The following is a 24,161-nucleotide window of genomic DNA, read 5'->3' on the forward strand; positions in this document are numbered from 1 at the left end:
AGTTCGACAGAACAGGAGACAGTAGTGAACGTATTCAAACCGACCATCCTCGCGCTCAGCGTCCTTGCATCGGCCTCGGCCTTCGCCCAGGTGAACGTGAGCATCGACGCCACCAAGCCTGGCCCGGTGATCAACAAGAACGTCTACGGCCAGTTCGCCGAACACCTCGGCACCGGCATCTATGAAGGCCTGTGGGTGGGTCCGGACTCGAAGATCCCGAACACCCGCGGCTGGCGCAACGACGTGGTCGGCGCCCTGAAGGAACTGAAGGTCCCGCTGGTGCGCTGGCCGGGCGGCTGCTTCGCCGACGAATACCACTGGCGCGACGGCATCGGCCCGCGCAACAAGCGTCCGGTGAAGGTCAACACCCACTGGGGCGGCGTGGCCGAGGACAACGCGGTCGGCACTCACGAGTTCTTCGACCTGGTTGACATCCTCGGCACCGAAGCCTACGTCAACGGCAACCTCGGCTCCGGCACCCCGCAGGAGATGGCCGAGTGGCTCGAGTACATGACCTCGGACAGCAAGTCGACCCTGGCCGAGCAGCGCCGCAAGAACGGCCGCAAGGAACCGTACAAGGTCGCCTTCTTCGGCGTCGGCAACGAAGCCTGGGGCTGCGGCGGCAACATGAAGCCGGAATACTACGCGAACCTGTACAACCACTACGCCACCTTCCTCAAGACCCCGCCGAATGCGCGTCCGAAGATGGTCGCCAGCGGCGGCCACAGCGACGACACCACCTGGACCGACGTCCTCAGCCGCGAGAGCGCCAAGTTCACCGACGGCATCAGCTTCCACTTCTACACGCTGCCGACCGGCGAGTGGGACAAGAAGGGCGCCGCGACCGGCTTCACCGAATCGGAATGGTTCAAGACCCTGCAGCAGACCATGCGCATGGATGGCTTCATCCGCCGCAACGTCGCCGTCCTCGACAAGAACGATCCGCAGAAGAAGCTCGGCTTCTACGTCGACGAATGGGGCACCTGGTACGACGTCGAGCCGGGCACCAACCCTGGCTTCCTGTTCCAGCGCAACACCCTGCGCGATGCGGTCGTGGCGGCGCTGAACTTCAACATCTTCCATGCCCACGCCGAGCGCGTCCGCATGACGATGATCGCGCAGATGGTCAACGTGCTGCAGGCGATGATCATCACCGACAAGGACAAGATGCTGCTGACCCCGACCTACCACGCCTACAAGATGTACATCCCGTTCCAGGACGCGACCTCGCTGCCGACGGCCGTGAACAATGACGTGGCCTACTCGGTGGACAACGCGAGCCTCCCGGGCATCAGCGCATCGAGCGCGCGCGGCAAGGATGGCAAGGTCTACGTGGCCCTGGTGAACACCAATCCGAACCAGGCCAGCGACGTGAACATCGACCTGAAGGGCCAGGCCGCGACCGGCGCCACGGGGCAGGTGCTGACTGCCGAGGCGATGGATGCGCACAACACCTTCGACAAGCCGCAGGCCATCAAGCCGGCCCCGTACAGCGCTAAGGCGGTCAATGGCAAGCTGACGCTGAAGGTGCCGGCCAAGTCGGTGGTGGTCGTGTCGGTAGACGCGTAAGGCTTTCCGTAGGGTGGACGGCTCCGCCGTCCGCGCGTTCAAATCACGGTTGCGGGCCACGCGCATGTTTGGTCCCGCATAGGGTGGTTGAACGCGCGGAGTGATCTGGTCCAGTGGACCAGATCACAAAGACCCGTCCACCCTACGGGTCGCGACAATTCAGGAGTTTGCAATGTCTTTACTCTCACGCCTCAGCGCGGGCGTGCTGGCGCTCGCCACCGCGCTCCCTGCCTCCGCCGCCCAACTCGAAGTCCACGACCCCGTGATGGCGAAAGAGGGCGGCAAGTACTACCTCTTCAGCACCGGCCCCGGCATCACCCTCTACAGCTCGGCCGACATGAAGTCGTGGAAGCCGGAAGGCCGCATCTTCGCCGGCCAGCCCACCTGGGCCAGGACGGCGGCGCCGACCTTCAACGACCACATCTGGGCACCGGACATCTACCACTACAACGGGAATTACTACCTGTACTACTCGGTGTCGGGCTTCGGCAAGAACACCTCCGGCATCGGCGTGACGGTCAACACCACGCTCGACCCGCGCTCGCCGAACTACAAGTGGGAAGACCAGGGCATGGTGCTGCAGTCCATCCCGGGCCGCGACCTGTGGAACGCGATCGATTCGCACGTGATCGACGACGAGAACGGCACGCCCTGGATGTCCTTCGGCTCCTTCTGGACCGGCCTCAAGCTCGTCAAGCTCGACGCCAGCCGCACGGAGCTGGCCGAACCGCAGGAATGGCACACCATCGCCCGCCGCGACCGTCCGGCTTTCGTACCGGACGAAGAGGCCGGTCCGGCCCAGATCGAGGCGCCTTTCATCTTCAGGAAGAACGGCTGGTACTACCTGTTCGCTTCCTGGGACCTGTGCTGCAAGGGCAAGGACAGCACCTACAAGGTCGTGGTCGGCCGCGCCAAAGCCATCACCGGCCCCTACCTCGACCGCCAGGGCGTGGACATGGCCAAGGGCGGCGGTACGCTCGTCATCCAGGGCGACCGCGATTGGAAGGGGCTGGGCCACAACAGCGCCTATACCTTCGACGGCAAGGATGTCATGGTGCTGCACGCCTATGAAAGCGCCGACCGCTACAAGCAAAAATTGAAAGTGCTGGAGATGAAGTGGGACGGCGACGGCTGGCCGCTCGTCGACCAGTCTGAACTCAACCGTTACCAGAGCGTCCGCCTGCCATGAAGCTCCGTCTCGCCGCACTTGCCTTGCTCGTATCGACCGCCTGGGCCCAGGCGGCCGAGTTGTTCCCCCTGGCCGACGTGTGCCTGAAGCCCGGCCCCTTCCTCGACGCCCAGGCCACCGACCTGAACTACATGATGGCGATGGAGCCGGACCGCCTGCTGGCGCCCTTCCTGCGCGAGGCCGGCTTGAACCCGCGCCAGCCGAGCTACGGCAACTGGGAATCGACGGGGCTCGACGGCCACATGGGCGGCCACTACCTGTCGGCGCTGGCGCTGATGTATGCCGCGACGGGTGACACCGAGGTGCTGCGCCGCCTGAACTACTTCGTGGCGGAACTCAAGCGCGCGCAGGGAGCGAACGGCGACGGCTATGTCGGCGGCATTCCCGGCGGACGCCAGGCCTGGCGCGACATCGCGGCGGGCAAGCTGGAGGCCAGCAACTTCTCGGTCAACGGCAAGTGGGTCCCCTGGTACAACCTGCACAAGGTCTACGCGGGCCTGCGCGATGCCCACCGCTACGCCGGCAACGAGGATGCCCGCGCGATGCTGATCTCCCTGTCTGACTGGGCGCTGCGTCTGAGCGCGCATTTGAGCGAAGAGCAGATGCAGCAGATGCTGCGCGCCGAGCATGGCGGCATGAACGAGATTCTCGCCGACGTGGCGCAGATGACCGGCGACGATAAATACCTTGCGCTGGCGCTGCGCTTTTCGCACCAGGCTGTGTTGCAGCCGCTGGCGCAAGGGCAGGACAAGCTGACCGGCCTGCATGCCAACACCCAGATTCCGAAAGTAATCGGCTTCAAGCGCATCGCCGACATGACTGGGCGCCAGGACCTGGACCGGGCCGCGCAATTCTTCTGGCAGACGGTGGTCGAGCGCCGCTCGGTGGCCATCGGCGGCAACAGCGTCAAGGAGCACTTCCACGACACTGGAGACTTCGGTTCCATGATTGGCGAGGTCGAAGGGCCCGAGACCTGCAACACCTACAACATGCTCAAGCTGACGGGCATGCTGTTTCAGTCGGAGCAGAAGGGCAGCTATGGCGACTACTACGAGCGCGCGCTGTACAACCACATCCTGTCCTCGCAGCGCCCGGAGGGCGGCTTCGTCTATTTCACGCCGATGCGGCCGAATCACTACCGTGTGTATTCGCAGGTCGACAAGGGCATGTGGTGCTGCGTCGGCTCAGGCATCGAGAGCCACGCCAAGTACGGCGAATTCATCTACGCGCACGAGGGCGACGCGCTGTTCGTGAACCTGTTCATCCCCTCGACGCTGCACTGGCGCGAGAAGGGCGTGCGCATTACCCAGTCGACGCGCTTCCCGGACGAGGGCAGCACCCGGCTGACGGTGGACGAGCCGGGCAGCTTCACCATGAAGATCCGCTATCCGGGCTGGGTCGCGGCCGGCAAGCTGGTGGTGAAGGTGAACGGCAAGGCGGTGAAGCTCGATGCGGCGCCGGGCGGCTACGTGAGCGTCGCGCGCGCGTGGAAGAAGGGCGACCGGGTCGACGTGCAGCTGCCGATGAGCACGCGCCTGGAGCAGATGCCGGACAAGTCGAACTACTACGCCGTGCTGCACGGCCCGATCGTGCTGGCCGCGAAGACGCGCATGTTCGGCGACGAGGGGCTGAATTTCCTGGCCGACGAGTCGCGCATGGGCCACATCGCGGGCGGGCCGGTGTGTCCGCTGGAGGCGGCGCCGATGCTGGTGAGCGACTCGCTCGAGTTCCTGCGCCGCTTCAAGCCAGTGAAAGGCAAGCCGTTGACCTTCACGGCCCCGGGGCTGGTGCAGGGCGCCGCGGGCAGCGCGACCGAATTCATTCCCTTCTTCCGCCTGCACGAGTCGCGCTACACGATGTACTGGCAGCATTCGACGCCGGCTGATTTCGAGCGCATGCGGGCCGAGAATGCCGCGCGCGAAGCGGACCGGCTGGCGCTGGACGCCCGTACCATCGACCAGGTGGCGCCGGGCGAGCAGCAGCCGGAGTCGGACCATTTCTTCAAGGGCGAGGGCATCGATGCGGGCGTGAACGGCGGACGCCACTGGCGCCATGCAAGCAAGTGGTTCAGCTATGAGCTGAAGGATCCGAAAGGGGAGGCGAAGCTGCTGCGGCTGAGCTTTGCTCGGGCCGATGCGGGACGGCGCTTCGATATCGAAGTCAATGGCGTGCTGCTGGCCGAAGTGACGCTTGCCAAGGATGCCGCCCAGGAGTTCTACACCGTCGACTACGCGCTGCCGGCGGCCATCCTGCAGGCCAAGCCGAACGCGTTGTCGGTGCGCTTCGTGGCCAAGCCGGGATCGGTGGCCGGCGGGCTGTACGGGCTGCGCCTGCTGCGCTAGCGGCGCTTCAGGCGCGCATCGCCAGCGTCGTCTTGCAGCGCGGGTAGTAGATGCAGCCCCAGAATGCGCCGCGCTTGCTGTCGCGCGCGACCATGTTGGTGCCGCAGGAGGCACAGGTCGGTGTGCGGTAGTCGCCTTCGAAGGCGACGTCGAGCAGCGCCTTCTGCTTGTCGAGCGGGAGGTCGAGGATTTTCTTGACGAACGCGTCGCCGTCGAGCAGCTGGAGCGGGTTCGCCGCGCCGAACTGCAGCGCGTCCGGCGTATAGCTCCCGGTGGTGACGAAGATGCCTCTCCCGACGCCTTCGTGCACCATCACGCCGAGCAGCTCGCGAACTTCCTTGACCCCGACCGGATGGGTATTCCAGGCCTTGCACTGAACGATCGCCAGCGGTTTCGCCGGATCGACCTTGAACAGCTTGACGTCGATGCCACCGTCCGGCCCCGCGGCCAGGGTCGCCGTGGTAAAGCCGACGGCTTCGTAGTACCTGGCGCAGAGCAGCTCGAAGCGCTTCCATTCCAGCATGCGCAGCGCCTCGCTCGACCACAGCGTTGGTGCAGCGGGGAGGCGCGTCGGTCCCGGCTTCTGGGCTGGCACCGCATCGGGTACGACACGCATGCGCGCACGCTCCCGGCTGGATCCGGATCGATGGTCTGACCCTCGAAACCCGGTACGCAGCGCCGCCAGCACTGCCATGAAGGCCAGGGCGACGAAAACGATCCAGGACAGCGCGTCGAGATCCGGTTTCAGTGCCGACAGCGGCCCGCGCTCGGGCAGAAAACCCGGCAGTATCCAGCGGACGCCGAAGAAGGCGCTGACTGCGAGCGCGGCGCTGAACTGCCAGGGCAGCGCGACCAGATCGTTGACCAAACCCTTGTTTCTGCGGCTACCCATATCCATTCCATGTTGTCGTATGGAAATAATAGTAGTCGAGTATGCAGAAGTTGTCCCTGCTGAATCAGTCTCAACCCCGTTTTGATGCATCTTGCATGCAAGGAACGAATGGTTCGAAGGTAGTGATATCGAATCCGGTATCTACTCAAGCACAAATATGATTGGATCAGCATCACACTTTGTCTTACGATTGCGAAACAACAATACCGGAGACTAAGGTAATGACCCTCACCCGCAGAACCCTCCTGGGTAGCGCCGCCGCCTGCGCTGTCGCCCTCGCGATGCCGGCCTACGCCGCCAAACCCCTCACCATCGGCTTCTCCCAGGTCGGCGCCGAAAGCGAATGGCGCACCGCCAACACCGCCTCGATCAAGAGCGCCGCCAAGGCGGCCGGCGTCAACCTCAAGTTCGCCGACGCCCAGCAGCGCCAGGAAAACCAGGTGAAGGCGATCCGCTCCTTCATCGCCCAGCGCGTCGACGTGATCGCCTTCTCGCCGGTCGTGGAAAGCGGCTGGGACACCGTGCTGCGCGAAGCCAAGGCCGCCAAGATCCCGGTCATCCTCACCGACCGCGCCGTCAAGGTGAGCGATCCCTCGCTGTACGTGAGCTTCATCGGTTCCGACTTCGTGGAAGAGGGCCGCCGCGCCGCGCGCTGGCTGGTCGAGCACCAGAAGAAGAACCCGAACCGCAGCTACAACATCGTCGAGCTGCAGGGCACCGTCGGCTCGGCGCCGGCGATCGACCGCAAGGCCGGCTTCGCGGAAGTCATCAAGGACCATCCGAAGCTGAAGATCATCCGCTCGCAGACCGGCGACTTCACCCGCGCCAAGGGCAAGGAAGTGATGGAAGCCTTCCTCAAGTCCGACCGCAAGAACATCAACGTGCTCTATGCGCACAACGACGACATGGCGATCGGCGCGATCCAGGCCATTGAGGAAGCGGGCCTGAAGCCGGGCAAGGACATCCTGGTGGTGTCGATCGACGGCGTGCGCGGCGCGTTCGAAGCCATGTTGCAGGGTAAGCTCAACGTCACCGTCGAGTGCAACCCGCTGCTCGGCCCGCAGCTGATCCAGACCGCCCAGATGGTCAAGGCGGGCAAGCCGGTGCCGAAGCGGATTACCGTGAACGAGGGTGTGTTCCCAGCTGAAGTCGCGGCCAAGGAATTCCCGAACCGTAAATACTGAGGCGGCCATGCTCGCCTCGACCACCGTGGCGCCGGTCCTGGAAGTGACCGGCATCCACAAGCAATTCCCGGGCGTGAAGGCGCTGTCGGACGCGGGCCTGCGCCTGTTCCCCGGCGAAGTCCACACGCTGATGGGCCAGAACGGCGCCGGCAAGTCGACCCTCATCAAGGTCCTCACCGGCGTCTACCAGCCCGAGCGCGGCAGCATCCAACTGGATGGCCTGACGATCGCGCCGACGTCCACTCAGGACGCCCAGCAGCTCGGCATCAGCACGGTCTACCAGGAAGTGAACCTGTGCCCGAACCTGTCGGTCGCGGAAAACATCTTCATTGGACGCTATCCGCGCCGCTTCGGCATGATCGATTGGCGCGGCATGCGCCGCCAGGCTGCCGAACTATTAAAACGCCTGCAGATCGATGTCGACGTCTCCCAGCCCCTGTCGAGCTATCCGCTCGCCATCCAGCAGATGGTCGCGATCGCGCGGGCGCTGAACATTTCGAGCAAGGTCCTGATCCTCGATGAACCCACCTCCAGCCTGGACGAGAACGAAGTCCAGCTGCTGTTCTCGGTGCTGCGCGGCTTGCGCGATCAGGGCATGGCGATCCTGTTCGTCACCCACTTCCTCGACCAGACCTACGCGATCTCCGACCGCATCACCGTGATGCGCAACGGCGAGCGCGAAGGCGAGTACCTGTGCAGCGAGCTGTCGCGCCTGGCCCTGGTCAACAAGATGATCGGCGCACCGGCCGAGGCGCAAGAAGAAACCGGCAGTGCGTGCGCCGCAGCCGGCGAAGCCACCGAGACCTTCCTGCGCACCAAGGCGCTGGCGCGCAAGGGCGTGCTCAATCCGATCGACCTCGAGATCCGCAAGGGAGAATTGCTCGGCCTGGCCGGCCTGCTCGGTTCCGGCCGCACCGAGACCGCGCGCCTGCTGTTCGGGGCCGACAAGGCCGACGGCGGCGCGATCGAGATCGATGGCCGCAGCCGCGTGTTCTCCACGCCGCGCGACGCCATTCAACAGGGCATCGGCTTCTGCTCGGAAGACCGCAAGCACGAGGGCGCGATCCTGGCCCTGTCGGTGCGCGAGAACCTGATCCTGGCGCTGCAGGCGCGCCAGGGACTGCTGCGCGCGATTCCGATGCGCCGCCAGCAGGAACTGGCGGCCCACTATGTGAAACAACTGGGGATCAAGACGGCGAGCATCGAAACGCCGATCGGCACGCTCTCCGGCGGCAACCAGCAGAAGGTCCTGCTGGCCCGCTGGCTGGCCACCGAGCCGAAGCTGATGATCCTCGACGAACCGACGCGCGGCATCGACGTGCGCGCCAAGCAGGAAATCATGGATTACGTTACCACCCTGTGCCGCAAGGGCATGTCGATTCTGTTCATTTCGTCCGAGCTGCCCGAGGTGCTGCGCGTGAGCGACCGCATCGTCGTCATGCGCGACCGCAAGGCCTGCGGCGAGTACGGCCGCGGTGAGCTGGACGACAGTTCGGTGCTGCACGTGATCGCCGGGGAGGGCAGCGCATGAACGTCGCTGTCAAGGAAACCGTGCTGGCGCCCGCGCAGGCCGTAAAACCCTCGGTGTTCCAGCATGCGCTGTTCCGCCCCCTGGCGGCGCTGGCCTTGCTGCTCCTGATCGACTTCCTCCTGATTCCGGGCTTCTTCCACCTCGAGATCAAGGACGGCCACCTGTACGGCAGCCTGGTCGACATCGTCAACCGCGCCGCTCCCTTGATGCTGGCCGCGATCGGCATGACCCTGGTGATCGCCACGCGCGGCATCGACATCTCGGTGGGGGCGGTGGTGGCCCTGTCCGGCACCGTGGCCTCGATGCTCATCGGCGGCACCATGGTGATCAACAACGGCGTGCCCGAGTACGTGGCGCAGACGCCGATGGGACTGGCCCTGCTGGCAGCCATGGGCGCCGCCGTGCTGTGTGGCTTGTGGAACGGCGCCCTGGTGGCGGGCCTGGGCCTGCAGCCGATCGTCGCGACCCTGATCCTGATGGTGGCCGGGCGCGGCCTGGCTCAGCTGCTCACCGACGGCCAGATCGTTACCGTCTACTACCAGCCCTTCTTCTTCCTGGGTAGCGGCTACTTGCTCGGGCTGCCGTTCGCCTTGTTCGTGGTGATCGCGGTCTTTGCCGCTACCAGCCTGCTGCTGCGGCACACGGCGCTGGGCCTGTTCATCCAGGCGGTCGGCATCAATCCGGTGGCGGCGCGCCTGGCCGGCATCCGCACCGCGGCCCTGGTCGTCTTCGTCTACGTGTTCAGCGCGGCCTGCGCCGGCATGGCCGGGCTGATGATCAGTTCCAACGTGAAGAGCGCGGACGCCAACAACGCCGGCCTGATGCTGGAGCTGGACGCCATCCTGGCAGTCACGCTGGGCGGCACATCGCTCGCCGGCGGCAAGTTCTCGCTGATGGGCAGCATCATCGGGGCGCTGATCATCCAGACGCTCACCTACACCATCTATTCGCTGGGCGTCCCGCCCGAGGTCAACATGGTCGTGAAAGCAAGCGTGGTGTTCCTGGTCTGCATCTCCCAGTCCGACCAGTTCAAGAGCCTGTGGAAGAGGAGGGCGGCATGAACGCATTGACCACGCGCGTATCGAGCGCGCCCTGGTTCACCTCGGCCGCGACCGTGGTCCTGCTGGCGGCCATGCTGCTGGCCGGCGGCCAGGCCTATGAGGGCTTTCTGTCGCTGCAGGTGATGCTCAATCTGCTGATCGACAACACCTTCCTGCTGGTGCTGGCGATCGGCATGGGCGTCGTGATCCTCTCGGGCGGCATCGATCTCTCGGTGGGCGCGGTGCTGGCCCTGGGCACCATGGTGGCGGCCTGGCTGCTGCAGGTGGCGCATTGGCCGCCGCTGGCGGTGATCGCCATCGTGCTGCTGGGTGGCGCGGCATTCGGTGGGGCGATGGGCGCCATCATCCATGTGTTCCGCCTGCAGCCCTTCATCGTCACCCTGGCCGGCATGTTCCTGGCGCGCGGCCTGTGCTACCTGATCAGCATCGAGTCGATCACCATCGAGGATCCGCTGTTCGTGGCCATGTCGCAGACCCAGCTGCCCTTCCTGGGCGGCTTCCTGTCCCCTGGCGCGCTGATCGCGATCGCCATGCTGCTGCTGGCGGTGTGGATGGCGCACTACTCGTCCTTCGGGCGCGCGGTGTACGCCATCGGCGGCAACGAGCAGTCGGCCGCGATGATGGGACTGGCCGTGGGCCGCACCAAGGTAGCGGTGTATGCCTTCAGCGGCTTCTGCGCGGCGCTGGGCGGCCTGCTGTTCTCGTTCTACATGCTGTCCGGGTATGGCCTGCATGCGCAGGGCACCGAGCTGGATGCCATCGCGGCGGTGGTCATCGGCGGCACCCTGCTGACCGGCGGCTACGGCTACGTCCTCGGCGCGCTGTCGGGCGTGCTGGTGCTCGGCACCATCCAGACCCTGATCGCCTTCGACGGCACCCTCAGCTCCTGGTGGACCAAGATCGTCATCGGCGCGCTGCTGTTCGTGTTCTGCGTGGTCCAACGCCTGATGGGCTTCCGTCAGAAGCAAAGCTAATAAATATAAGCGATATATAAGGAGACGTGATGAATAAGATGTCCGTACTCGTGGCCGGACTGGCCGCTGCATTGGCCGCGCCCCTGGCCGTGGCTTCGAATCCCATCGTGAAGGACATCTTCACCGCCGACCCGGCCGCGCTGGTCGACAAGGGCCGCGTCTACGTCTACGTCGGCAAGGACGAGGCGCCGGTCGGCGGCAAGGAATACGTGATGAACGAGTGGCGCGTCTACTCCAGCTGCGACATGAAGAAGTGGACCGATCATGGCTCGCCGCTGCGCTACAGCACCTTCAAGTGGGCCGGGCGCGACGCCTGGGCTTCCGACATCGTCAAGCGCAATGGCAAGTACTACTTCTACTCGACCGTGGACCACGCCGCGCTCAAGAGCAAGGCGATCGGGGTCGCCGTCTCCGACAGCCCGACCGGGCCCTTCGTGGACGCCCGCGGCACCGCCCTGGTCACCAACGACATGACCAAGGAAACCCCGATCCCCTGGGACGACATCGACCCCGCCGTGTTCGTCGACGACGACGGCCAGGCCTATCTGTACTGGGGCAACACGGTGATGAAGTACGCGAAGCTCAAGCCCAATATGATCGAGATCGACGGTCCGATCCACACCGTGGGCCTGGACAACTTCGTGGAGGCGGCCTACCTGCACAAGCGCAAGGGCACCTATTACCTCTCGTATTCGCAGAAGTTCCCGGAACAGACCGTGGTCATGAGCGGCCCGACGGCTACCGGCCCCTGGACCTGGGGTGGGGTGATCATGGAGAAGAACAGCAACGTCAACACGATCCACCAGGCCATCGTCGAATTCAATGGCAAGTCCTACATCTTCTACCACAACGGCAAGCTGCCGACCGGCGGCGAATACCGCCGCTCGGTTGCGGTGGAAGAACTGCACTACGGCCCGGACGGCAAGATGCTGCCAGTGGCGCAAACGGCGGAAGGCCCGGCCGCCAACCCGTCGCCCGGATGCAAGTGATAGCCACCGAGCAGTATTTCCATTGGATCGATATCACAAATGATATGATTTCCTGATGGATACGACGAACCCCAACTGGTTTCTGAAGGCGCGCCTCAAGACGCGCCAGCTGCTGCTCCTGATCGCGCTGGACGACTACCGCAACATCCACCGCGCGGCCGAGGAACTCCACATGACGCAGCCGGCGGCGTCCAAGCAGATCAAGGACTTGGAAGAGATGCTGGAGGTGCGCCTGTTCGAGCGCCTCCCGCGCGGGATGGAACCGACCATCTACGGCGAGACCATGATCCGCCACGCACGCATGGCGCTCACCAGCCTGGCGCTGGCGCACGACGACCTGGTCGCCCTGAAGGCCGGCCTGTCCGGGCAGGTGGAAGTGGGCGTCATCATGTCGCCGGCGATGGCGCTGCTGCCGCGCGCGATCGCGCGCATCAAGGAGCAGGCGCCCTTGCTGCGCATCGGCGTGCATCTCGAGCCCAGCAACGTCCTGCTCGACAAGCTCCAGCGCGGCACGCTCGACTTCATGATCGGCCGCATCCTGGAGAAGGAAGACTCGAGCGGCCTGGTGTACGAGGAGCTGACCGAGGAACCCGCCTGCGCCGTGGTGCGTCCCGGCCATGCGCTGCTCGAAGCCAGGGACCTGCGCCTGGAAGACATCGCCGACCAGCCCTGGATCCTGCCGCCACCCGGCAGCATCCTGCGCCACCGCTTCGACATGATGTTCCGCCGCGCCGGCCTGCAGCCCCCCGTGAACGTGGTCGACACCACCGCGCTGCTGCTCATCACCACGCTGCTGCAGCAGACCGATTCGCTGCACGTGATGCCGCAGGAAGTGGCGCAGTACTACGCGTCGCTGAACGTGATGCGCATCCTGCCGATCGAGCTGCCCTGCAAGATGGACGCCTTCGGCATCATCCGCCAGCAGGACCACCTGCTGTCGCCGGGCGCTGACCTGCTGCTCAAGCAGGTGAGGCTGGCGGCGTCCGAGATCTACTAGCCCCGGACGGCGCAATCTCGTGCGCGTTTGGGGTGCGGTGCCACGGGCATCCGTACGGTGCAGTATGCTATGCGTTTTACGCATACCTGCCTTCCGACATATCAAGAAAGAGGAACCCATGAGCACTGAGAGCAGCCTCGGCGCAAACGTCGACAGCCAACTGCGCACCGACGCGCTGGAATACCACCGCAACCCCGTGCGCGGCAAGATCGAGGTGGTGGCCACCAAGCCGCTGTCGAACCAGCGCGACCTGTCGCTGGCCTATTCGCCGGGCGTGGCCTATGCCTGCGAAGAGATCGCCGCCGACCCCAGCACCGCCGCCGACTACACTTCGCGCGCCAACCTGGTGGCCGTCATTACCAACGGCACCGCGGTGCTCGGCCTGGGCAACATCGGCCCGCTGGCCTCGAAACCGGTCATGGAGGGCAAGGGCTGCCTGTTCAAGAAATTCGCCGGCGTCGACGTGTTCGACCTGGAGCTGGCGGAGAACGATCCCGATAAACTGGTCGACGCCATCGCCATGCTCGAGCCGACCGTCGGCGGCATCAACCTCGAGGACATCAAGGCGCCCGAGTGCTTCTACATCGAGAAGAAGCTGCGCGAGCGCATGAACATCCCGGTCTTCCACGACGATCAGCACGGCACCGCCATCATCTCGAGCGCGGCCCTGCTCAATGCCCTGAAGGTGGTGGGCAAGGACATCGGCGCGGTCAAGCTGGTGGCGTCCGGCGCCGGCGCGGCGGCGATCGCCTGCCTCGACATGATGGTGAGCCTGGGCGTGAAGCAGGAAAACATCTTCGTTACCGACTCGAAGGGCGTGATCTGGCAGGGGCGCGAAGCCAACATGGAAGCCAACAAGGCGCGCTATGCCCAAGACACAGAAGCGCGCACGCTGGGCGACATCGTCAAGGACGCCGACGTGTTCCTGGGCTGCTCGACCGCCGGCGTCTTGACCGCAGAGATGGTCAAGACCATGGCCGACAAGCCGGTGATCCTGGCCCTGGCCAATCCGGAACCGGAAATCCGCCCGGAAGTGGCCAAGGCCGCGCGCCCCGATTGCATCATCGCCACCGGCCGCTCCGACTACCCGAACCAGGTCAACAACGTCCTCTGTTTCCCCTACATCTTCCGCGGCGCGCTGGACTGCGGCGCCACCCGCATCACCGACGAGATGAAGCTCGCCTGCGTGGGCGCGATCGCCCAGCTGGCCGAGGCCGAAGCCAACGACACTGTCGCCGAAGCCTATGCCGGCCAGGACCTGAGCTTCGGTCCCGACTACATCATCCCGAAGCCTTTCGATCCGCGCCTGATGGCGGCGATCGCCCCAGCAGTGGCAGCAGCCGCAGCAAGCTCCGGCGTCGCCGCGCGCCCGATCGCCGACATGGACGCCTACCGCGCGCGCCTGGGCGAGATGATCTACCACACCGGTTTCTTCATGAAGCCGGTGTTCGCCAAGGCCAAGGCCAGCCCGCGCCGCGTCGCCTATGCCGAAGGCACCGACCAGCGCGTGCTGCGCGCGGTGCAAACCGTGGTCGACGACGGCCTGGCCAAGCCGGTGCTGATCGGCGAAGCGCAAGCGGTCGAGCAGGCGGTCAAGCAGTCCGGCCTGCGCCTGACGCGCGGCGTGGATTACGAGCTGGCCGAACCCGACGGCAGCGGCGACGCCACTTTGCAGGGCACGCGCCTGCTGCAGTCGGGCCAGGTCGATGCGCTCATTTGCGGCATGGCGGGCAGCTACGACAGCCACCTGACCCATGTGCGCGACGTGATCGGCACCGCGCCAGGCACGGGCGTGCTGGCCGCGATGAACGCCCTGGTGCTGGACAAGATGACCCTGTTCATCACTGACACCTACGTCAACGACAACCCGTCGGCGCAGGAACTGGCGGACATCACGCGCCTGGCCGCCACCGAACTGCGTCACTTCGGGCTGGAGCCCAAGGCCGCGCTGCTGTCGCACTCGATCTTCGGTTCCTCGGAGCGTCCCTCGGCGCGCAAGATGCGCGAAGCGCGCGAACTGCTGGCGACCAGCGCGCCGGAACTGGCGCTGATCGGCGAGGTGCACGGCGACGCCGCGCTGTCCGAAGAGATCCGGCGCATGTACCAGCCGGCAGGCGAGGGCGCCGGTGGCTTTGCGGGCAGCGCCAACCTCCTGGTGATGCCCTCGCTGGACGCCGCCAACATCTTGTTCAACGTCCTGAAGGTCGCGGCAGGCAAGGGCGTCACCGTCGGCCCGATCCTGCTGGGCGCGGCCAAGCCTGTCCATATCCTCAGCCCGAGCGCGACCGTGCGCCGGGTCGTCAACATGACCGCGCTCGCGGTCGCAGCGGTGCGCTAAACCCTGCAATCCACGCGCCGGGTTCTCCAGCGCGTGTTCTCCACCTTCTTTTCGTTGCTCGTAACCATTTTGTAACCTATACTGGTTGCGCTAACATTACGTGCACGAAAGGAACTCGGATGCGTTTCGGTCTCGCAGCGTGGGCGGCCATCGGCCTGTCCTGCGCAATCACCGCCGCGGCAGGCGAATACAGGAACCCGGTCATCCCGGGATTCAACCCCGACCCCAGCATCTGCCGGGATGGCGAGGATTACTACGTCGCCACCAGCACCTTCGAGTACTTCCCCGGGGTGCCGATCTACCACAGCAAGGACCTGGTCAACTGGCGCTTGGCCGGCCACGCGCTCGACCGCCCGAGCCAGCTCCCGCTCGCGGGCCAGAAAAGTTCGGAGGGCATCTTCGCCCCGACCCTGCGCTGCGGGAACGGCCACTTCTACATGATCACCACCAACGTGGCGGGCGGCGGCAACTTCATCGTCCACGCCACCAATCCGGCCGGCCCCTGGTCGGAGCCGGTCTGGATCAAGGACGTGCAGGGGATCGATCCCTCGCTGTTCTTCGACGACGACGGCAAGGTCTACCTCACTTACCAGGACGGCGGCGAACGCGGCGGCATCGGCCAGGTCGAGATCGACGTCGCCACCGGCCAGCTGAAGGGCAAGCCGCGCCGCATCTGGAACGGCACCGGAGGCGTCTGGCCCGAAGGGCCGCACCTGTACAAGATCAACGGCTGGTACTACCTGCTGCATGCCGAAGGCGGCACCTCGTATGGCCACGTGGTCATCCTGGCGCGCTCGCGCCTGCCCTGGGGACCTTTCGAAGGCGCGCCGGACAATCCGATTCTGACCCACCGCGATCGCCCGGACCTGCTGCTGCAGGCGCTCGGCCACGCCGACCTGGTGCAGACGCCGGAGGGCAAGTGGTTCATGGTCATGCTCGGCGTGCGCCACCTGAAGCACAAGCACCACCTGGGCCGCGAAACTCTGCTCGCGCCGGTGGAATGGACCCAGGATGGCTGGCTCAAGATCAATGGCGGCGCGCCGCTGCTCGAGAAGGTGGAAGCAGCGGGCTTGCCCGCGCCGCATCCGTGGCCGGCGCCCGCGGTGCGTGACGAGTTCGGCGCGCACAAGCTGGGCGGCGAGTGGATCTTCCTGCGCGGGCCGGCCCAGGACCTGTGGTCGCTGTCCGAGCGGCCGGGCTTCTTGCGCCTGAAGGGCAGGGAGCTGTCGCTGTCGGATATTGGCACCCCGGCTTTCGTGGGCAAGCGCCAGGCGCACCTGGACCTGCAAGCCTCGACGCTGCTCGACTTCACGCCGCGCGCCAAAGGCCAGCAGGCCGGGCTGGCGCTGCGCATGAACGAGGACAACCACTACCAGCTGCTGGTTGCCGGAACCGGCAAGGGCCGCGTGATCCGGCTCGTCACCCGGGTCAAGGGCGTGAGCACCGTGGTGCGCGAAGTGCCTCTCGCCGCGGGCAAGGTCGAGCTGAGCGTGCGCGCCACCCCGGAGCGTTACGTGTTCGGCTACCGCATCGGCGGCCGCGAAGTCGCGGACTTCGGCAGCGCCCCGACCGCGCCGCTCAGCTCCGAGGACGCGGGCGGCTTCACCGGCGTGGTGCTCGGGATGGTGGCAAACAGCGCCGACGGCGCCCCCATGCCGCCGGCCGATTTCGACTGGTTCGACTACCGGCCGGCCGACGGCAAGAAGTAACAACATCAAGCCGCCGGCCGACGCGCCGGCGGCGGCAGCACACAACAAGAAATCAATCAGGAGACATCATGCATCGCAAGAACCACGCCGCCGCCGCGGCGCGCACGGCCCTGGTCGCGGCCATTGCCGCCGCCTTCCCGCTGTTCACCGCCGGCGCCTTCGCCGCGCCCGAGCCGGCCGAGCCGGCCCAGAAGCCCTGGCTGGATGCCTCGCTCGACGCCGACCAGCGCGCCCGGTTGGCGGTGCAGGCCATGACCCAGCAGGAGAAGCTGCGCTGGGTGTTCGGCTATTTCGGCCACGATTTCGGCAAGAGCAAGAAGCACCCGGACGCGCTGCCGCAATCGGCCGGCTACATCCCGGGTACGCCGCGCCTGGGCTTGCCCGCGCTGTTCGAGACCGATGCGGCCCAGGGCGTAGCCTCGCAGTCCGGCCCCAACGTGCGCGGGCGCACCGCCTTGCCCTCCGGCCTGACCACGGCCTCGACCTGGGACCCGAAGGTGGCCTACGCCGGCGGCGCCATGATCGGCTCGGAGGCGCGCGCTTCCGGCTTCAACGTCATGCTGGCCGGCGGCGTGAACCTGCAGCGCGAGCCGCGCAACGGCCGCAACTTCGAGTACATGGGCGAAGACCCGCTGCTGGCAGGCGTCATGGCCGGGCAGGCGATCAAGGGCGTTGAGTCGAACAGGATCATCTCCACGCTCAAGCACTTCGTGCTGAACGACCAGGAAACCGGCCGCAACGAGCTCGATGCGCGCATCGACAAGGCGGCGCTGCGCATGTCCGACCTGCTGGCGATGGAGCTGGCGCTGGAGCAGTCCGACGCCGGGTCGGTGATGTGCGCCTACAACCGCCTCAACGGACCCTATACCTGCGAACATCCATGGCTACTGAGCGAGGTGCTCAAGCGCGACTGGGGTTTCAAGGGTTATGTCATGTCCGACTGGGGCGCCACCCACAGTACCGTGGCCGCCGCCAACAGCGGCCTGGACCAGCAGTCCGGCCAGGAATTCGACAAGTCCCCGTACTTCGGCGGCGCGCTCGTAGAAGCCGTCAAGACAGGGGCGGTGCCGCAGAAGCGCCTGGACGACATGGTCACCCGCATCGTGCGCACCATGTTCGCCAAGGGCGTGGTCGACAACCCGCTCAAGCCGGGCGGCGCGATCGACTTCGCCGCCAACGGCGCGGTCAGCCGCCAGACGGCGGAAGAGGGCATGGTTCTGCTCAAGAACGAAGGCCGCATCCTGCCGCTTGCGAAAACCGTACGCAGCATAGCCGTGATCGGCGGGCATGCGGATGCCGGCGTGCTCTCGGGCGGCGGCTCGTCCCAGGTGTACCCGGTGGGCGGCATCGCGGTCAAGGGCTTGTTGCCCGCCACCTGGCCGGGGCCGGTGGTGTACTACCCGTCCTCGCCGCTGCGCGCGATCCAGGCCCAGGCCCCGAATGCGAAAGTGGTGTTCGACGACGGCCGCGACCCGGCCCGCGCCGCGCGCGTGGCCGCAGGGGCCGACGTCGCCCTGGTCTTTGCCAACCAGTGGATCGGCGAGGCCAACGATGCCCAGACGCTCGCGCTGCCGGACGGCCAGGAAGAACTGATCACGTCGGTGGCGGGCGCCAACGCGCGCACCGTTGTCGTGCTGCAGACCGGCGGACCGGTCACCATGCCCTGGCTGGCGCGCGTCCCGGCCGTGCTCGAAGCCTGGTATCCGGGCACCAGCGGCGGCGAGGCGATCGCCAACGTGCTGTTCGGCGCGGTCAACCCGTCCGGCCACCTGCCGGCCACCTTCCCGCAATCCGAGCAGCAACTGCCGCGCCCGAAACTGGATGGCGATCCGAAGAACCCCGAGCTGCAGTTCGCCGTCGACTACCACGAAGGCGCGGCGGTCGGCTACAAGTGGTTCGACCTGAAGGGCCACAAGCCGCTATTCCCGTTCGGGCACGGCCTGTCCTACACCACCTTCGCCTACTCCGGCCTGTCCGGCCAGGTCAAGGATGGCCGCCTGCACGTGCGTTTCAAAGTGACCAACACCGGCAACGTGGCCGGCAAGGACGTGCCGCAGGTGTACGCGTCGCCGCTCGCGACCAAGTGGGAGGCGCCGAAGCGCCTGGCCGCCTGGAGCAAGGTCGCCCTGCAGCCGGGCGAGACCAAGGAAGTCGAGGTTGCGGTGGAGCCGCGCCTGCTGGCCATGTTCGACGAGAAGTCGCGTACCTGGCGTCGTCCGAAAGGCAAGATCAAGCTGGTCCTGGCCGAAGACGCCTCCGCCGCCAACGCCACCGCCGTAACGGTCGACCTGCCTGCCAGCACGCTGGACGCACGCGGCCGCGCACGCTGACACCAGGGGAGACGCATGCGACAACTCATCATCTCCGCCGCCTTGCTGGCGCAAGCGGCGCCAGCCCTGGCCGCGGAAGCGCCGCGCCTGCAACTGGACAGCCTGTTCCAGGACCACATGGTGCTGCCGCGCCAGGGTGCAGTCGTATCGGGTCGCGCCGGCGCCCGCGAGCACATCACCGTGAGCGGCTTCGGCGGTAGCTGGAAGACCACCGCCGACGCCGCCGGACGCTTCTCTGTCACCTTGCCGAGCCTGCCCGCGGGACGCAGCGATACCCTGGCAGTCGGGAGCAGCAGCGGCCAGCGGGTGAATCTGGGCGACGTGGTTACCGGCGACGTCTTCCTGTGCTCGGGCCAGTCGAACATGCAGCTCACCGTCAACCGCGCCCTGAATGCGGACACGGTGATCGGCACCTCGTCCAATCCGGACCTGCGCATGGCGACGGTCGCCGTCGATCCGCAGCCGGCGCCCCTCGCGCAGCTGGCCAAGCCGGTCGCGTGGCAGGCGGCATCGCCGCAGACCGTCGCCGACTGGTCGGCCACCTGCTACTTCTTCGGCAAGGAACTGCAGCGCAAGATCAAGCTGCCGGTCGGCCTGGTGCATGCCTCGCTGGGCGGCTCGAACCTGACGGCCTGGCTCTCGCCGGCGGCCTCGCTGCCGGACTATGCGCGCCAGCAGGAGCTGCTGGCGCTGTACGCGAAGGACCCGGCCAAGGCCAGCATCGCCTTCGGCAAGGAGGTCGAAGCCTGGTGGCAGGCTTCCGGCGGCCCGGGGCGGCCATGGACTTCCTCTGCGGCGGACCTGGCGGCGTGGAAGGCTGCGCCGGATGTTGCGAAGAACTGGGAAAACTGGGGCGTGCCGGAGCTGTCCGGGTATGACGGCAGCATCTGGTACGGCGCCAGCGCGAGCTTGACGCCGGCGCAGGCGGCGCAGGCCGCGACGCTCGAACTCGGCCTGATCGACGAGGTGGACACCACCTGGGTGAACGGCAAGCCGGTCGGCTTCACGGCGGGCGCCGGCACTGCGCGCGCCTACCCGCTGGCCGCCGGTACGCTCAAGGCAGGCGACAATACGATCGTGCTGAACGTGCTCGACCTGTGGAGCTACGGGGGCATGTACGGCGACCAACCGCGCCAGCTGCGCCTGGCCGACGGCAGCGTGCTGCCCTTGATGGGCTGGCGCTGGCAGATGCCGCCGAGCGCAAACCGCTATCCGCCGCGCGCGCCCTGGGATGCGATGGCCGGGGTCAGCGTGCTCTCGAACGGCATGATTGCGCCGCTGGGCCGCTTCCCCTTCAAGGGGGCGCTCTGGTACCAGGGCGAGAGCAACGTCGGCTCGCCTTACCAGGGCCTGCTGGCGCGCCTGTTCAAGGACTGGCGCCGCCAGTTCGGCAATGGCATGGCCTTCGGCGTGGTCCAGCTGGCGAACTTCGGCGGCCGTCCGGCGCAGCCGGTCGAATCGGGCTGGGCGCAGTTGCGCGAGGAGCAGCGCCGCGCCGTGCTGGCCGATACGAACGCGGTGCTGGCCACGGCGATCGACCTGGGCGATCCGACCGACATCCATCCCGCCAACAAGCAGGGCGTCGGCGAGCGGCTGGCGCGCGCGTTCGGGGTCAAGCTGTATGGCCAGCCGGGCAGCGTCAATGGGCCGATGGTGAAGTCGGCGAGCGCGCAGGGAGACGGGGTGGCAGTCGATTTCGATGGGGTCGAAGGGGCGCTGGTCGCTTATGGCGCTGCGGGCCCGATCGGTTTCGAGGTCTGCACGGATGGCGGTTGCCGCTGGACCGAAGCCCGTGTCGCAGGTACCCGGATCGTGCTGCCCGCAGCCGCCGATGCGAAGAAAATCCGCTATTGCTGGGGCGACGCGCCGACCTGTACGCTCTACGACAGCAAGTCCGGCCTGCCGGCGCTGCCCTTCGAGATGGATGTTAAACGCTGAGGACGCCTCCTGTGGCGAACTGAAGAAGTTCGCCATCAACCATCGATCTCGCAAGAAGATCTGTGCTCAGGGCTTCCGAAACACAATCGCATGCTGAATCGGCAGCGATGTGATGCTGCGTTCCCACTTCAAACCATGCGCAGTGGCTTCACGCCGGACCTGCCGCTCGCTCATCTTATGCAGCGGCTTGATCGCGACTGACGGATCCTCGGCCCGATATTCGACGAAGACGACCCGCCCGCCCGGCTTCAGAGCCTCGACAATGCTGTCGAGGACCTCGGAAGGATAAGCGAGCTCGTGATAGACATCGACCATGATCGCCAGGTCGACGCTGGCCGGGGGCAGTTTGACAGCGGTTTCGCTGCCTAGCACCGAGACCACATTGCGCACGCCGCGCTTTGCCATTTGGCTGTCGAGCATGCGAATCATTTCCGGCTGGACGTCGACTGCATAGACGCGCCCGCCGGGCCCAAGCTGTTTCGCAAGCTGCCAGGTGTAGTAGCCGGTGCCGGCGCCGATGTCGGCCACCGTCATGCCCGGCGCCAGCGCCAGTTCTCGCAGAAGCAATTCCGGCCGCTCCTCGCGCGCCCGACTTTCGCGCTCGAGCCATTGGGCGCCCTCCCATCCCATCACGCCGGCGATCTCGCGGCCCATGTAGCGCTTGCCGATGCCATCCGGGCTCCGTGCGACGCGTTCATAGCGGCTATCGGCGCCCGCTGCCTGTACCGCAGCATCGCTACTCGCGGATGACAGCGGCGTTAGAGCCGACAGGCAAGCCAGCAGGATGGGAAGCGTACGGTGGGTGTGCAAGCTGCGGCAGTTGCGCAAGGGAATGCGGAGCATGATTGGTTCCGTAATGAGGCGCTGCCTGCGATGACGTCACCAGGCTTGCCGTGAATGGACAGGATCAGTGTAGTGGCCTTGGCTGCGGACGCGCGTTCGTTACAGCGGACTATCCTGCTTATGTCGCGTTGACTGAGCGGGTGCCGCGGATCGAATTGACTGTCTTCGACGCTGTTCGCGAGTTGGAGAGGGTTTACCGGTTGCGACCGGTCATGCTGAATTTACCGGCTGAAATAACGTGGATCTTGAGGAGCTGCTCCGGGTCGAATGTAGTCGTTCGTGACAGTCTGCGATTTTTTTGTCCTGGCTACCTGCTATGCTGAGGTCGACGGCCGCATTCAGCCAAGAACGCACATATCCATGTTGAAAAGAACAAGCGATGGACCTTCATCTCTAGGTTTGTGCACTTAATGGCTACTTGCAAGATCTGTCTAAGGAAATATCAAACTCTCCGATTTCGGTCACTGAGAGAATGCGTTTGCGGCCATTGTGCCAACGCACTAAACGACTATAAAGAAGTAGCCCAAGCGTCTTACCCGGCTGCAAGAGAGTGGCTTCTTCGTGGCATGTTACGTCGCGCAACCATTGATATCGAAGCTCATGGAACGCTTGCGTGGAAGTTGGCGGAAGCGGAACGAATTGTTGGGCACCTGGACGCAGAGGTCGACCGCGCGCTACCTAAATGGATCAATAAGCTAATTAGTCATCCAAAATTTATCGTGAACTTACTCCCAAAGCCGCTCATCAAGGCCTGAATTTCGTCGAGCAAGTCCGCGCCGTTCTTGGTAACGAAGCGGCGACAGAAATGCTTGGCGTACTTTAGTGATGCTTTCCGACGGGGCATTGGAGATGCTTGAAGTGAAAGGTTTCTGGGCAGACGATGCTCGAGCGGAAATTAAAACTGCAGCTGATCTCTACCCGATGCGCTTCATCGCCATCCGTGTGAGGGCTAAGAAGGACGGAGGCAGGTGGGTGACCGAGAATTTTAGATCCTATAATCAATGATTCTCATCACCCACCAAGCGATTAGGGGCGCTCTGGCGCGCGCTCCCCGAGTGACGATAGGTGTTCTGCTGCTAGCTTCTGCTCAGTTGCCATTTTTTGTATCTCTGCATCAAAGTTCTTGAGTGCAATGTCGCGCTCGGCCTTCATTTGGGTGACAGCTTTTGACTGCTCTGCTGCTGCTTCGGTTAGACCCTCTTTAAGCATTGCCTCCAAAGTCTGAGTTGCTACATTAATCCAACTTTCGTAAGAGTCGGCAAGCTGCTTTCGCTGAAGTTGCATGTTGGACGCTAAGCAAGTGAAGTTTGCATTTGTTGCCTCCGCCATCTCGCGCGCAGCGGGCTGTGTCGCTTGATCAAGAGTAGCCTGCTGCTCATCAATCCTTCGCTGAGTGATGTCTTCACAGACCTGTTGGCAGGAGCCACCGATGCAACCTTCTCCAGCATAAAACTTAGGATACTTGAAGCTAAAGTCTTTTCTCGTCATAAGCATTTCCGGGATCGACATGCTTATTTCCTTGTTTTTCATTGTGACGGTCGGGACTCCCATCTTGATTTCTTTGCGGTGTACTTCAGGCCAGCAGACCCGCGTAACGATTGCCTCCATTTTTGTAGAGCAGGATGGAATCAGCCCTCCGCTACATCTAAAGACCGGTCTCCAGCCTACGGTACGGTTCTCGCACTTGATCTCTTCGCGCGGAACGGTGTAGGTTCTGGTCTCCATCTTCATTTCTGGAATCTTCGTAGACCATTTCTGAACTTTAGATCTGAACTGTGGGATGTCTAGGGAAAGTTCTTTTGTTTCCCACTGAAGCTTACCTCCCAGACAGGCCGCGGGCGGAGGGGACTCCCCGGTGCCTTGTGTCTGCTCGTTTACCACTTTCTGATAGTCAGTGCTGCTCTTGTTCATTCGCTCTGTTTCAGCAGCGCACCATACAGGCGCATCAGTTGGCTGCTGAGCAAAAGCGCCAATACAATAGGTGGCAAGTAAAGCTGGCAGCCTCTAAAACCAAGTGCAACACCCTTTGCTGTAAGGTGCTGCCATGCCGAAAAACTACACCCATCTGACGACACAGGAGCGGGCCGTCTTGATGACCATGCTGGACGACCAGTGCAGTATCCGAGCCATTGCTAAACGCCTTGGCCGTGCCCCTAGTTCGATCAGCCGCGAACTTCGCCGTGCGCCCGGTGTGGGTGCTTACGACGCCAACCTTGCCCATTTGCAGAGCGGCGCCCGTCGCATTGCACCGCGCCGCGTACCGAAGCTGCACACC

At 65.0% G+C, this 24,161-nt stretch carries 17 protein-coding genes; 14 read left to right on the plus strand and 3 right to left on the minus strand.

All coding sequences use genetic code 11. The features are described from left to right. Positions 1-24 precede the first annotated feature (24 nt). The 3 genes from YWC_RS0123650 to YWC_RS0123660 all read left to right on the plus strand — a co-directional run bounded on the left by YWC_RS0123650 (position 25) and on the right by YWC_RS0123660 (position 5,100). On the plus strand, positions 25-1,569 hold the full coding sequence (locus YWC_RS0123650) for an alpha-N-arabinofuranosidase (protein ID WP_027867600.1): 1,545 nt from the start codon (positions 25-27) through the stop codon (positions 1,567-1,569). 172 nt (positions 1,570-1,741) lie between these two features. Beyond that, positions 1,742-2,758, plus strand: a complete 1,017-nt coding sequence (locus tag YWC_RS0123655) for an arabinan endo-1,5-alpha-L-arabinosidase (protein ID WP_036215701.1) — start codon at positions 1,742-1,744, stop codon at positions 2,756-2,758. Continuing rightward, positions 2,755-5,100: a glycoside hydrolase family 127 protein gene (locus tag YWC_RS0123660; RefSeq protein WP_027867602.1), complete on the plus strand. Its 2,346-nt coding sequence runs from the start codon at positions 2,755-2,757 to the stop codon at positions 5,098-5,100. Before YWC_RS0123655 ends, YWC_RS0123660 begins: the two co-directional genes overlap by 4 nt. 7 nt (positions 5,101-5,107) lie before the next feature. On the opposite strand, the gene YWC_RS0123665 is transcribed toward YWC_RS0123660, so the two are convergent. Further along, the gene (locus tag YWC_RS0123665) at positions 5,108-5,992 is read right to left on the minus strand and encodes a restriction endonuclease (RefSeq protein ID WP_027867603.1); all 885 of its coding nucleotides are present in this window, start codon (positions 5,990-5,992) and stop codon (positions 5,108-5,110) included. 221 nt (positions 5,993-6,213) lie between these two features. Here YWC_RS0123665 and YWC_RS0123670 point away from each other — a divergent pair, with 221 nt between their 5' ends. From YWC_RS0123670 to YWC_RS0123715, 10 genes are all read left to right on the plus strand, one after another. After that, a complete protein-coding gene (locus YWC_RS0123670) occupies positions 6,214-7,176 on the plus strand; it encodes an ABC transporter substrate-binding protein (protein WP_027867604.1) in 963 nt (320 codons plus the stop codon). A 7-nt stretch (positions 7,177-7,183) separates the two neighbouring features. Further along, positions 7,184-8,707: a sugar ABC transporter ATP-binding protein gene (locus tag YWC_RS0123675; protein ID WP_027867605.1), complete on the plus strand. Its 1,524-nt coding sequence runs from the start codon at positions 7,184-7,186 to the stop codon at positions 8,705-8,707. Then, complete coding sequence (locus YWC_RS0123680; RefSeq protein ID WP_051306703.1) at positions 8,704-9,768, plus strand: ABC transporter permease; 1,065 nt, start codon at positions 8,704-8,706, stop codon at positions 9,766-9,768. The genes YWC_RS0123675 and YWC_RS0123680 overlap by 4 nt, the downstream gene beginning before the upstream one ends. Then, on the plus strand, positions 9,765-10,742 hold the full coding sequence (gene yjfF, locus YWC_RS0123685) for a galactofuranose ABC transporter, permease protein YjfF (RefSeq protein WP_027867607.1): 978 nt from the start codon (positions 9,765-9,767) through the stop codon (positions 10,740-10,742). Before YWC_RS0123680 ends, yjfF begins: the two co-directional genes overlap by 4 nt. Positions 10,743-10,771: 29 nt before the next feature. Beyond that, positions 10,772-11,731, plus strand: coding sequence for a glycoside hydrolase family 43 protein (locus YWC_RS0123690; protein WP_051306704.1), 960 nt, complete (start codon positions 10,772-10,774; stop codon positions 11,729-11,731). 55 nt (positions 11,732-11,786) lie between these two features. After that, the gene (locus YWC_RS0123695; RefSeq protein ID WP_027867609.1) at positions 11,787-12,728 is read left to right on the plus strand and encodes a LysR family transcriptional regulator; all 942 of its coding nucleotides are present in this window, start codon (positions 11,787-11,789) and stop codon (positions 12,726-12,728) included. A gap of 118 nt (positions 12,729-12,846) precedes the next feature. Further along, complete coding sequence (locus tag YWC_RS0123700; RefSeq protein WP_027867610.1) at positions 12,847-15,066, plus strand: NADP-dependent malic enzyme; 2,220 nt, start codon at positions 12,847-12,849, stop codon at positions 15,064-15,066. 119 nt (positions 15,067-15,185) lie between these two features. Then, entirely contained in the window at positions 15,186-16,775 is a 1,590-nt protein-coding gene (locus YWC_RS0123705; protein WP_084416555.1) for a glycoside hydrolase family 43 protein, read from the plus strand. A 68-nt stretch (positions 16,776-16,843) separates the two neighbouring features. After that, the gene (locus tag YWC_RS0123710) at positions 16,844-19,105 is read left to right on the plus strand and encodes a glycoside hydrolase family 3 C-terminal domain-containing protein (protein ID WP_027867612.1); all 2,262 of its coding nucleotides are present in this window, start codon (positions 16,844-16,846) and stop codon (positions 19,103-19,105) included. 15 nt (positions 19,106-19,120) lie between these two features. Then, positions 19,121-21,043, plus strand: coding sequence for a sialate O-acetylesterase (locus tag YWC_RS0123715; RefSeq protein ID WP_036215705.1), 1,923 nt, complete (start codon positions 19,121-19,123; stop codon positions 21,041-21,043). 66 nt (positions 21,044-21,109) lie between these two features. Here YWC_RS0123715 and YWC_RS0123720 read toward each other — a convergent pair whose 3' ends face one another. Further along, the gene (locus YWC_RS0123720) at positions 21,110-21,886 is read right to left on the minus strand and encodes a class I SAM-dependent methyltransferase (RefSeq protein WP_084416556.1); all 777 of its coding nucleotides are present in this window, start codon (positions 21,884-21,886) and stop codon (positions 21,110-21,112) included. Positions 21,887-22,912: 1,026 nt separating this feature from the next. Then, positions 22,913-23,797: a hypothetical protein gene (locus YWC_RS0123730; protein ID WP_156923862.1), complete on the minus strand. Its 885-nt coding sequence runs from the start codon at positions 23,795-23,797 to the stop codon at positions 22,913-22,915. A 133-nt stretch (positions 23,798-23,930) separates the two neighbouring features. Between YWC_RS0123730 and YWC_RS32315 the strand changes: the two genes are divergently transcribed. Continuing rightward, positions 23,931-24,161: helix-turn-helix domain-containing protein (locus tag YWC_RS32315; RefSeq protein WP_156923834.1), on the plus strand; the 231-nt coding region annotated here is incomplete at its 3' end.

The sequence above is a fragment of the Massilia alkalitolerans DSM 17462 genome, from assembly GCF_000427785.1.
Lineage (GTDB): Bacteria > Pseudomonadota > Gammaproteobacteria > Burkholderiales > Burkholderiaceae_D > Telluria > Telluria alkalitolerans.

Excerpts from the sequence above, each read along its gene's own strand:
- YWC_RS0123655 (WP_036215701.1), top strand. The coding sequence starts at position 1,742 with ATGTCTTTACTCTCACGCCTCAGCGCGGGCGTGCTGGCGCTCGCCACC.
- YWC_RS0123660 (WP_027867602.1), top strand. The coding sequence starts at position 2,755 with ATGAAGCTCCGTCTCGCCGCACTTGCCTTGCTCGTATCGACCGCCTGG.
- YWC_RS0123665 (WP_027867603.1), bottom strand. The coding sequence starts at position 5,992 with ATGGGTAGCCGCAGAAACAAGGGTTTGGTCAACGATCTGGTCGCGCTG.
- YWC_RS0123670 (WP_027867604.1), top strand. The coding sequence starts at position 6,214 with ATGACCCTCACCCGCAGAACCCTCCTGGGTAGCGCCGCCGCCTGCGCT.
- YWC_RS0123675 (WP_027867605.1), top strand. The coding sequence starts at position 7,184 with ATGCTCGCCTCGACCACCGTGGCGCCGGTCCTGGAAGTGACCGGCATC.
- YWC_RS0123680 (WP_051306703.1), top strand. The coding sequence starts at position 8,704 with ATGAACGTCGCTGTCAAGGAAACCGTGCTGGCGCCCGCGCAGGCCGTA.
- yjfF (WP_027867607.1), top strand. The coding sequence starts at position 9,765 with ATGAACGCATTGACCACGCGCGTATCGAGCGCGCCCTGGTTCACCTCG.
- YWC_RS0123690 (WP_051306704.1), top strand. The coding sequence starts at position 10,772 with ATGAATAAGATGTCCGTACTCGTGGCCGGACTGGCCGCTGCATTGGCC.
- YWC_RS0123695 (WP_027867609.1), top strand. The coding sequence starts at position 11,787 with ATGGATACGACGAACCCCAACTGGTTTCTGAAGGCGCGCCTCAAGACG.
- YWC_RS0123700 (WP_027867610.1), top strand. The coding sequence starts at position 12,847 with ATGAGCACTGAGAGCAGCCTCGGCGCAAACGTCGACAGCCAACTGCGC.
- YWC_RS0123705 (WP_084416555.1), top strand. The coding sequence starts at position 15,186 with ATGCGTTTCGGTCTCGCAGCGTGGGCGGCCATCGGCCTGTCCTGCGCA.
- YWC_RS0123710 (WP_027867612.1), top strand. The coding sequence starts at position 16,844 with ATGCATCGCAAGAACCACGCCGCCGCCGCGGCGCGCACGGCCCTGGTC.
- YWC_RS0123715 (WP_036215705.1), top strand. The coding sequence starts at position 19,121 with ATGCGACAACTCATCATCTCCGCCGCCTTGCTGGCGCAAGCGGCGCCA.
- YWC_RS0123720 (WP_084416556.1), bottom strand. The coding sequence starts at position 21,886 with ATGCTCCGCATTCCCTTGCGCAACTGCCGCAGCTTGCACACCCACCGT.
- YWC_RS0123730 (WP_156923862.1), bottom strand. The coding sequence starts at position 23,797 with ATGAACAAGAGCAGCACTGACTATCAGAAAGTGGTAAACGAGCAGACA.